Genomic DNA, 7,266 nt, shown 5'->3' on the forward strand with positions numbered 1-7,266 from the left:
TAAGGTAGCCCGCGACCCGTGGGCGGACGTCCCGGGCGCGTCACGAGCCGAGGAGCAAGACCAGTGTCCAAGTCGAAGGCCACCCCGACCTTTGCCGACCCGGCCCGCGGCCCCGTCCTGTCGCCGAGGTTCATCGTCGCCCTGGTGCTGATGGTGCTGGGCATCGCCTGGATGGCGTACTACTACATCGTCGTCCGCGTCGACCCGACCGCGATCCCCGCCCCCGACCCGGGCAGCCCGAAGTTCATGGCCGACCTCGGCGACTGGAACTACCTGATCGGCTTCGGCCTGCTGCTGCTCGGCCTCGCCATCTCGGCCCACCCCTCGACCCCGCTGGGTCGCGGCCGCGGCGTGGTCGTCGGCATGCTCGGCTGCTTCATCATCGGCCTGATCTGGATCTGCACGTTCTACCTGTTCAGCAACGACGCCGACACCGGCGGCATCCCGTTGATGAACGACCTGGGTCAGAAGAACCTCTTCGTCGGCATCGGCTTCATGGCCGTCGGCTTCACCTTCGCCACGCGTTGGGAGTGATCTGATCCACGGCTGCTGACTGACGCAGCCGCAACCGCGTCACGAGAACCGCCCGTCACCGCTCCGGTGGCGGGCGGTTTTGCACACCTGGGGACAACCCTGTGGAGAACTACACGCGTGTAGTTCTCCACATGTAAGTCCACAGCTGGGGATAACTCGTGGCCCCTCGGTTCCCCGGAACGCGCGGCAACAAGCCCCCGGACACCGTGGCGTCCGGGGGCTTGCGAAGAGGGTGCGGCTCAGGCCAGGGAGGCCGAGCGGAGCACGACCGCGACCGCGAGGAGCGCGGCGAAGGCGACCAGGCCCGCGACCTGGAACGTCGTACGACGGGGGCCGCGGGGGGCGTAGACGAGCATCGCGGCGATCAGGGCACCGCCCAGGAAGCCGCCGAGGTGTCCCTGCCAGGAGACGTTGGGGACGGTGAAGGTGATGACGGCGTTCAGACCGAGCCACATCAGCAGCTGCTGGACGTTGCCGCCGACCTTGTGGGCGATGACGAGCAGCGCGCCCATCAGGCCGAAGATCGCCCCGGAGGCACCGACGGTGGTGCCCTGCGGGTCGGCGGCCCAGTAGACCAGCACCGAGCCGGCCAGGCCGGAGAGCACGTAGAGCGCGAGGAAGCGGGCGCGGCCCAGCACCATCTCCAGCTGCGGGCCGAGGAAGTACAGCGCGAGCATGTTGACGGCGAGGTGCCACAGCTCGACGTGGGTGAACGCCGAGGAGAGCAGCTGCCAGTACGACCCGTCCTCGACCCCGGGCACCCAGACGGTGTTGGGGATCTGGGCGCAGACCGCGTCGCTGCCGACCGCCGGGTAGAACCCGCCGCCGTCGTCCAGCGAGCAGGTGCCGGTGGGAGTCAGGCCGAAGAGCTCGTACAGGCGCGACCCGTAGCGCCCGGTCGCCTGGATCACCACCCAGACGCCGAGGTTGATCGCCATCAGCACGATCGTCGTGATCGAGGCGTTGGTGGGCCGCAGCCCGCCGTACGCCGTGCGCGCCTGGCGGGTCGACTTGCGGCCCTCGGCGACGCACTCCGGGCACTGGAACCCGACGGCCGCGTCGCGCATGCAGTCGGGGCAGATCGAGCGGCTGCAGCGCTGGCAGCGGATGTGCGACTCCCGGCCGGGATGCCGGTAGCAGGTCGGCACCCCGGCCTGGGGGGTCGGAGGTTGGGTCACGTCAGGTGGAGCTCAGGCGTTGACGATCTCGACCGACTCGAACACGATCGGCTCGACGGGACGGTCCATGGGACCGGTCTTGACCGTGGCGATCGCGTCGACGACGTCGCGCGAGGCCTGGTCGGCGACCTCGCCGAAGATCGTGTGCTTGAAGTTCAGCCACGTGGTCGCGCCGACGGTGATGAAGAACTGCGAGCCGTTGGTGCCCGGGCCGGCGTTCGCCATGGCGAGCAGGTAGGGCTTGTCGAAGGTGAGCTCGGGGTGCGGCTCGTCCTTGAACGTGTAGCCGGGGCCGCCGGTGCCGGTGCCGAGCGGGCAGCCGCCCTGGATCATGAAGCCGTCGATGACGCGGTGGAAGCCGAGGCCGTCGTAGAACGGGCCGGTCTTGCCGTTGCCGGCGTCGTACGACTTCTCGCCGGTGGCCAGGCCGACGAAGTTCGCGACGGTCTCCGGCGCGTGGTTCGGGAACAGGGTGATGACGATGTCGCCCTTGTTGGTCTTCAAGATGGCCTGCTGGTCAGCCATGACTGCCCTTCTGGTGTGACGACGCGAGGTGAACGTGCGCGCTGATGTGGGTACGGGAGGCCAACGACGATCTCTCGTCGTGCCTCGTCGATCCTCGCACGGTCTGCAAGCATCCCGCTGCTGCGGGTCTTCGCCGCGCTGGTCGCCGCTTGCGCGACATGATCGAATGGCAACGACCGAACGAGAGGAAGTGACGCGATGCGTCTCCGCAAGAAGAAGTCCCTCCTCGACCAGGCCTCGGAGTACGTCGACTCGGTTCGCCCCCAGGTCGAAGCGGCCGTCGTGCACGCCATCGACGCCGTCGAGGAATTCGTCCACGACACCGCCCGGCCGGCGATCTCCGACGCGCGCGAGAAGGCCGGCCCGGCGCTGGCCGACGCACGCGTCCGGGCTGCCGCCGCCGCTGCCGACGCACGCGAGAAGGCCGCGCCCGTAGTGGCCGATGCCCGGGCCAAGGCCGCCCCGCTGATCGCGACCGGAGCCGGCATCGCCACCGAGAAGGCCAGCGCCGTCAAGGAGCTGGCCGACGCGAAGGTCGCCGAGCTCAAGAACGAGCCGCCCCCGAAGAAGAAGGGCGGCAAGCTGAAGAAGGTGGCGCTGTTCGCGCTCGTCGCCGGCGCCGCCGGGTTCGCGGCCAAGAAGCTGCAGGGGAGCAAGGAGAGCGACAGCTGGCAGTCGTCGTACGTCCCGGCTCCGCCGCCGTCCGGTCCCACCTCGCCGCGCGCACCCGGCGCCCCGACCGTCGCCGCCGACGACCCGGGCGGCGCCTCGCCGGACGAGGCGATCGCCGACCAGGCCGAGGACCCGCACCCGGTCACCACGCCCGAGGACCCGGCCGAGGTCGTGCCGATCGACGAGGGCAAGAAGTAGTAGTAGCCGTTCTCAGGACCGGCCCGAGATCTCCTCGGGCCGGTTCTGCTGTATCCAGAGGTCGATCCGCTCCCACCAGGCGAAGAGCCAGTCGATGCGCTCCTCCCGGCCCGGCGGGATCTCCGCCCGCGGCACCTGCCACCAGCGCATCACGATCCGCTTGTCCATCGGCAGCTCGCGCCACACGTCACCCACGGTGAGCAGGTGGTCGAGCCCGGTGTGCGCGACGAGGACGACGTCCGCGTCGGGAGCGGCGTCCAGCGCGGCGAGGAAGCCGCCCGGGCGCGGCGCCAGCACGTTGGTCATCGCCTCCGCCCGCTCGGCCATCCGATCCATCCCGAGCCGGCGCAGCCGATCGATCGCCCGGTCGCGGCGCCGCTCGGTGAAGTTGCCGCCCTCGGGGAAGATCACGAACGCGTCGTTCTCGTCGAGCCCGTGGGCCAGGGCGGCGATCTGCGACTGCAGGTCCTGCCCCTCGCCGGGGTTCGGGGTGATGAACCGGGCGGGGATCCGGTTCAGCACGACGTCGATCATCGGGTCCCAGGCCAGGGTGTCCTTGAGCACCACCCGCGGCTCGCGGTTGTACCAGTGCATCAGCGCGTGGATCAGCGTGAACGAGTCGCCGGGGCCGGCATGCCGGCTGCAGACGAGGATCGGGACGCCGGGGTGGGCGTCAGGCGACGGACCGTCGGTCTCGATCGTCAGGCGCAGCACCCGCTTCGCCTCGCGGAAGAAGACCCACATGACGCCCTGCACGAGGTCGTAGTGGATCCCCTCCCAGTACGGCCGCCGGATCGTGCGGCCGAAGCCCGAGGCGAACCAGGCTCCCCACATGACCAGCAGCACCAGCGCCTCGATCGTGAGGTAGAGGATGGCGATCCAGAGCAGCCGGAGGACCCGCCAGCGTCCCGGGACGAAGGCCGAGAGGGCGGCGGCCGCCACCAGCCACAGCGGCAGGGAGAACCAGACCAGGACGGTCAGTCCGACCACGGCCGGCGCCACGACGAAGCGCCGGACCGTCCAGGCCAGCACGCGTCAGCCCAGCTCGTCGAGGTAGGTCGCGCAGGCGTCGTACGTCGCGTCGATGCGGACCTGCACGGTCGAGAAGTCCTTGCTCCCAAAGAGGCTGTCGTCGCGCGCGGAGGTGCCGCGTGCGGGCAGCACGTGGGCCTCGACCTCGGGCGGGAGCTCCTCGAGCTCGCGGACGAACCGGTGGCGCCGGGCGATCTCGAAGGACACCCGGGCAACCTCCCAGGGCCGGCGGGGCACCGTCAACGGTCGGTCGAACCGGCCGACCTGGAGCACGAAGACGCGGGTGGCGCCCAACGCCACGGCCCGGCCCAGGGGCACGGAGTTCACGATGCCTCCGTCGAGGAAGTGCTCGTCGCCCACCTTCGCAGGCGGCAGCAGTCCCGGTACGGCGGCGCTCGCGACCACGGCGTCGACGACCGGGCCGGTGCTGAACCAGTGCTCGGCGGCACGCTCGATGCTGGCCGCGCAGACCTGCAGCCGCACGGGCAGCTGCTCGAAGGTGGTGTCGCCCAGCTCCTCGGTGAGCCGCTGCTTGAGCGGCTTCGAGGAGTAGATGTGGGTGCCGGTCGAAACCGCGCGGCGCATGGTCCGCAGCGGGCGGTCGCCGTACACCTCCCGGCCGGCCTCGTTGGCCCCGCGCCACAGCTCGGTGAGCCGCTCGACCACGCCGAGATCGGGCTGCCGGGCGACCAGCGCGCCGTTGAGGGCACCCACACTGGTGCCGAGCACCAGGTCGGGGGTGATGTCGCGCTCCAGGAGGGCGCGCAGCATGCCGACCTCGACCGCGCCCAGCACGCCCCCACCACCGAGGACGAACGCGGTCGTCATGGGTTAGACGGAGGGCTCGAGGGCGTCGGCGGCGGCCTCGGCGTGCACGCGCTTGGTGGCGCGGTGCTCGGCCCAGAAGCTCAGCACCGGGATCGTGCCGCAGATCAGCGTCACGACGGTGAACGACGGCTCCCACGCCTCCCGGCGGGCGAGCAGGAAGGCGCTCACCAGGAAGATCATATAGAGCCAGCCGTGCGCGACGCCGAGGTACTCGGTGATCGCCTCCCCGAGGTGCTGCACGTCCGAGCCGGGGGTGACCAGCGACGGCGTCGAGGGGATGAACCCCCACATGCCGGAGCCGTCGAAGTTCGCGAGCGGCACGCCGATCAGGATCAGGACGACGAGCAGGACGCCCACGATGGTGGCCATCACCCGGTAGGCGGTGAGGTTGCGGTTCACGACCTTGACGGTACCGGGTCGCTCTCCACGTCCTCGTCCGCATCCTCCTCGGCCGGCGCCTGCGTGACGTCGCGCACCCAGCGCCACCAGATGAAGGCGGCGAAGGCGCCGAAGAGCCACCACTCGATCGCGTAGAGCAGGTTCTTCAGGGCGGTGAAGGTCCCGGCGTCGGGCAGCTGTTCCAGCGTGGCCGGCTCCAGGCCGTCGAGCGGCTCCTGCGCGACGGCGTACGCGCCGTAGAGGTCCTGGTCGACGTGCTGGATCAGGTCCGCCGTACGGACCTGCGGCAGGATGTCGTCGCTGCGGTCGGTGTCGACCTCGTTGGTGCCCTGGGTGGGCTGCAGCCAGGCGACCAGCTCCGCCGGTCCCGTGGGCGGGGCGGGCGCCGTGTCGGGGTCGGCGACCCAGCCGCGGACGATCGGCAGCGCGGGTGCGTCGCTGTCGCCCACGGCCAGCGGCGTCACGACCCAGTAGCCGTCCTGGCCGTCGTGCTCGCGGCCGGAGACGTAGACGGTGCCGGTGGGCACCCAGATGCCGCCGACCTCGACCGGCTGGCCGACCTTGTCGGCCGGGAACGGGTCGTCGGGGCCGATGACGTCGTCCAGCGGCTCGGGCTCGAGGTCGCTGAGGTCGGCCGCCTCGGCGGCGCGGCGCTCCTGCCAGGAGCCGTACTGCCAGTAGCCCAGCAGCCCCGCGGTCGACACCAGCACGAGCGCCAGCAGGTGCGCGCCCAGCAGACGTGGCTGAAGCAGTCGGGGCACGCCTCCCAGGATAGGTGGCGTGCCCCGACCGACGTCCGTCGGTGCTGGTGCGGTGAGGGCTACCTCACGCGGACGACGAACCGGTCCTTGGAGGGCGCGAAGACGTCCGTGCCGAGGTACGACACCTTCACGGCGTACCGGCCGCGCTTCAGCTTGGGCAGCAGGACGCGGGTGTCGCCGTTCCACAGCCGCTTGGTGCGCTTCCACTTGCCGACCTGGACGGTCACCTTCCCGGTCACCTCGCCGCCCCGGGCGACGACGTCGACCCACGCGCTCTTGGCGCGCCCGGCCGGGATGACCTTCCTGAAGGTGGTCGCCTTCGTCGTCGTCCGGACCTTGGCGACCTGCCGCCCGGCCAGCGTCCGGCTGTCGTTCGGGGCGTACGCGCCGCTGAAGAGCTCGCCGGCGAGGAGGAACGACCAGGACAGCCGCGGCGCGATGGTGTGGCCGACGTCGCGGAGGTCGATCCGGTACGACGTTCCTGCCGCGCCGGAGATGACCTTGCCGTCACGCAGCCACTGGACGTTCAGCCCGCCGAGACCGCCGCCGAAGGTGGTGGCGAGCCGGTCCATCTGCTCCGAGAAGTCGATCGTCAGCTCGTCGCCCACCCGGGAGGTCCCCGTGACGGTGGCCGGCGCCGGCGCGCTGAGGGCGAGGTTCGCGGCGCCCTCGTCGGGGACCTCGACGACCGAGGTCACCGAGACCTCACCCGATCCGAACATGATCTCGGTGTCGCAGGGGCTCACGCCGGCGCACAGCATGCCGCCCCAGGGGGTCATGGCGACGACGCCGTACCCGCCGGCCGGGATCTGGGCGGTGTCCGCGCCGTAGAAGGGCCTGAGTCCCGAGCCGCCGAACCCGGTCGTCCCTTCCGGGAGGGCGTAGATCGCACCGCGCAGCTTCGCCCCGGACGGGTCCGTGATGGTCACGGTCAGGTCGCCCTGACCGGGCGCCGCCTGGGCGGGGGCGGCGGAGATGAGGGAGCCGAGCAGCAGCCCAGCCGTGGTGAGCGCGGCGAGTGCACCGCGTCGCAGAGGGGTCTTCTTCAGTTGGGAGTCCACGTCGCACCATCGTAGGTAAAGCGGGACGCCCTCGTGAGAGAACTCCTTAATCGCCACGAGGGGTCCGTCGTCCTCGTG

General features: G+C 70.9%; 9 protein-coding genes. 2 read left to right on the forward strand and 7 right to left on the reverse strand.

Annotated features, from left to right (window positions below; genetic code table 11):
- The first annotated feature begins 63 nt into the window (after window positions 1–63).
- Complete coding sequence (locus VMF51_RS21295; protein WP_325476479.1) at window positions 64–534, forward strand: cell division protein CrgA; 471 nt, start codon at window positions 64–66, stop codon at window positions 532–534.
- A gap of 239 nt (window positions 535–773) precedes the next feature.
- Here the strand turns inward: VMF51_RS21295 and VMF51_RS21300 are convergent, their stop codons facing one another.
- Together VMF51_RS21300 and VMF51_RS21305 are read right to left on the reverse strand one after the other, a co-directional pair.
- Window positions 774–1,712 (reverse strand): rhomboid family intramembrane serine protease, encoded by a 939-nt coding sequence (locus VMF51_RS21300; RefSeq protein WP_325476480.1) that lies wholly within the window; start codon window positions 1,710–1,712, stop codon window positions 774–776.
- A gap of 12 nt (window positions 1,713–1,724) precedes the next feature.
- A complete protein-coding gene (locus VMF51_RS21305; protein ID WP_325476481.1) occupies window positions 1,725–2,237 on the reverse strand; it encodes a peptidylprolyl isomerase in 513 nt (170 codons plus the stop codon).
- 198 nt (window positions 2,238–2,435) lie between these two features.
- Here VMF51_RS21305 and VMF51_RS21310 point away from each other — a divergent pair, with 198 nt between their 5' ends.
- Entirely contained in the window at window positions 2,436–3,107 is a 672-nt protein-coding gene (locus VMF51_RS21310) for a hypothetical protein (protein ID WP_325476482.1), read from the forward strand.
- Window positions 3,108–3,119: 12 nt separating this feature from the next.
- On the opposite strand, the gene VMF51_RS21315 is transcribed toward VMF51_RS21310, so the two are convergent.
- Genes VMF51_RS21315 through VMF51_RS21335 form a run of 5 tightly spaced genes read right to left on the reverse strand, consistent with a single transcriptional unit; the run spans window position 3,120 to window position 7,188 of the window.
- Window positions 3,120–4,139, reverse strand: a complete 1,020-nt coding sequence (locus VMF51_RS21315) for a 1-acyl-sn-glycerol-3-phosphate acyltransferase (RefSeq protein WP_325476483.1) — start codon at window positions 4,137–4,139, stop codon at window positions 3,120–3,122.
- Between the two features lie 3 nt (window positions 4,140–4,142).
- Entirely contained in the window at window positions 4,143–4,967 is an 825-nt protein-coding gene (locus VMF51_RS21320; protein ID WP_325476484.1) for a patatin-like phospholipase family protein, read from the reverse strand.
- Between the two features lie 3 nt (window positions 4,968–4,970).
- Entirely contained in the window at window positions 4,971–5,366 is a 396-nt protein-coding gene (locus VMF51_RS21325; RefSeq protein ID WP_325476485.1) for a DUF3817 domain-containing protein, read from the reverse strand.
- Window positions 5,363–6,127: an SURF1 family protein gene (locus VMF51_RS21330; protein WP_325476486.1), complete on the reverse strand. Its 765-nt coding sequence runs from the start codon at window positions 6,125–6,127 to the stop codon at window positions 5,363–5,365. Before VMF51_RS21330 ends, VMF51_RS21325 begins: the two co-directional genes overlap by 4 nt.
- A 59-nt stretch (window positions 6,128–6,186) precedes the next feature.
- Complete coding sequence (locus tag VMF51_RS21335; RefSeq protein ID WP_325476487.1) at window positions 6,187–7,188, reverse strand: hypothetical protein; 1,002 nt, start codon at window positions 7,186–7,188, stop codon at window positions 6,187–6,189.
- Between the last annotated feature and the right edge of the window lie 78 nt (window positions 7,189–7,266).

This window comes from Nocardioides sp., assembly GCF_035503875.1.
Classification (GTDB): domain Bacteria; phylum Actinomycetota; class Actinomycetes; order Propionibacteriales; family Nocardioidaceae; genus Nocardioides.